The 2,163-nt window shown below is 75.4% G+C and carries 1 protein-coding gene and 1 pseudogene; both read left to right on the top strand.

The genetic code is table 11. The annotated features are described in order from the left end of the window. A pseudogene (locus BST12_RS28750) lies at window positions 1–451 on the top strand (PE-PGRS family protein); the annotation flags it as partial. A gap of 35 nt (window positions 452–486) precedes the next feature. After that, a partial coding sequence (locus BST12_RS28745) for a PE family protein (protein ID WP_083116518.1) occupies window positions 487–2,163 on the top strand: 1,677 nt, incomplete at its 3' end.

Genomic DNA, 2,163 nt, shown 5'->3' with positions numbered 1-2,163 from the left:
GGGCGACGGGACCGTTATCGGCGGGGCCGGCGGCGCAGGCGGGGATGCGGGCCTGCTGATGTCCAGTGGCGGCTCCGGCGGCTTCGGCGGACTTGGCCTTACCGGTGGAGCCGGCGGGGCGGGCGGCAACGCCGGACTACTTGGGTGCGGTGGCATAGGCGGTGTCGGCGGTTACGGCAACTTCGCCGTTACGGGCGGCGTCGGCGGTGCCGGCGGAGCCGGCGGTAGGGCGGGCCAGTTGATGGGTATCGGCGGTGCCGGAGGCGCCGGCGGCCAAGGCGATGTGACCGGCGGCGCCGGCGGCAATGGCGGTAACGCCACCCTTATCGGCAACGGCGGCAACGGCGGCAACCCCGGAATCGGCCCGACACCCGCTACCGGCGGCAAGCGTGGCACCGGCGGAGCCGCCGGCCTGTTGCTGGGCCTCAACGGAATCGACGGCTTGCCGTAAGCCGCGCATGCTGCGGAGCTCTGGAGAGGTAACACATGTCGTTTGTCATGGCCGTGCCGCAGGGGCTGGCGACAGCCGCAACGGATTTGAGTAGCCTCGCCTCGACGCTCAGTGCGGCCAACGCCGCCGCGGCCGCCCCGACGGCGGTGGTGCTCGCCGCGGCCGGCGATGAGATTTCGGCCGCCGTCGCCGCGCTCTTTTCCGGGCACGCCCAGGGATACCGGGCCATCAGCGCACAAGCGGAATCGTTTCACGCCCAGTTCATCCAAGCCCTGAACGCCGCCGCCGGGACGTATGCCGGCACGGAGGCCGCCAGCGCGGCGGCGATCGCGGCGGCCAACCCGCTGCAGGCCATCGAGCAGCAGGTCCTCAACGCGATCAACGCGCCTTTCCTGACGGCTACCGGACGCCCACTGATCGGCAACGGCGCACCCGGGGCCGCGGGCACCGGCAACGACGGCAAGCCGGGCGGCTGGCTGCTCGGTGACGGCGGAGCCGGCGGCTCGGGCGCTCCCGGCGCCAAGGGCGGCAACGGCGGGGCGGCCGGACTGCTGGGTAGCGGCGGAGCAGGCGGCGCCGGCGGAAACTCAACCACCGGTAACGGCGGCGCAGGCGGCAACGGCGGAGCGGGCGGGTTGCTGTCCGGCAACGCCGGCGTCGGCGGCGCCGGCGGGAGCGCAGTCGTGACTGGGTCCGGCGCTGCCGGCGGAATGGGCGGAGCCGGCGGACTCTTCGGCGCCGGCGGCGCCGGCGGCGTCGGCGGCGGCGGCGAGAGCGGTGGCGGGGCCGGTGGCGCCGGCGGGAACGCCGGTGCGCTGGCCGGACTGGTCGGCGCCACCGGCGGTCACGGCGGGAACGGCGGAGTGGGCGGCAAAGCTGACGGCGGCGCCGGCGGTGCCGGCGGGGCCGGCGGCCTGGTCGCCGGCTCGGGTGGCGACGGCGGCAACGGCGGCATCGGGTTGGGCCTCGGAGGAGAAGGCGGCGCCGGCGGCAAAGCCGGCTTCCTGTTCGGCCAGGGTGGGGCCGGCGGGAACGGCGGTACCGGTGCCGGCCTCAGCGGCGGAGCCGGTGGGCACGGCGGCGATGCCGGCCTGTTCATGTCCAGCGGCGGTGCCGGTGGCGCCGGCGGCATCGGCGATAGCGCCACGGCGGTCGGAGGAGTCGGCGGGAAAGGCGGCAATGCCGGCGTGATCGGCTTCGGCGGAGCGGGCGGCATGGGCGGGTTCGGTGAAGTCACTCACGGAGGGGTTGGCGGCGCCGGCGGCAAGGGCGGTCTGCTGCTGGGCAATGGCGGCGCCGGGGGCGAAGGCGGGCAAAGCATCATCGGTCCCGGTGGTGTGGGCGGCGTAGGCGGCAATGCGGTACTGATCGGCACCGCCGGCAATGGCGGCAATGGCGGCCTGGGCGCAACCATCGGCAGCAGCGGAGCCAATGGCGTGGCCGGACCGCTGCAGCCGGTCTTCAACGTCATCAACGCGCCCACCGAGGCGCTGCTGCACCGACCACTGATCGGCAACGGCACCAACGGCGCCGCCGGCAGCGGAGCGCCTGGCACACCCGGTGGCTTCCTGCTCGGCGACGGCGGTGCCGGCGGATCGGGTGGTGTGGATCAAAGCGGTGGGGCCGGAGGGGCGGGCGGCCTGCTGGGCAGCGGCGGGGCCGGCGGCACCGGCGGGTTCGGGAAAGCAGGCAACGGTGCCACCGGCGGCGCC

Origin of the sequence: Mycobacterium angelicum, assembly GCF_002086155.1 — a bacterium.
Classification (GTDB): domain Bacteria; phylum Actinomycetota; class Actinomycetes; order Mycobacteriales; family Mycobacteriaceae; genus Mycobacterium; species Mycobacterium angelicum.
This window is presented reverse-complemented; position numbering and strand designations above follow the sequence as displayed.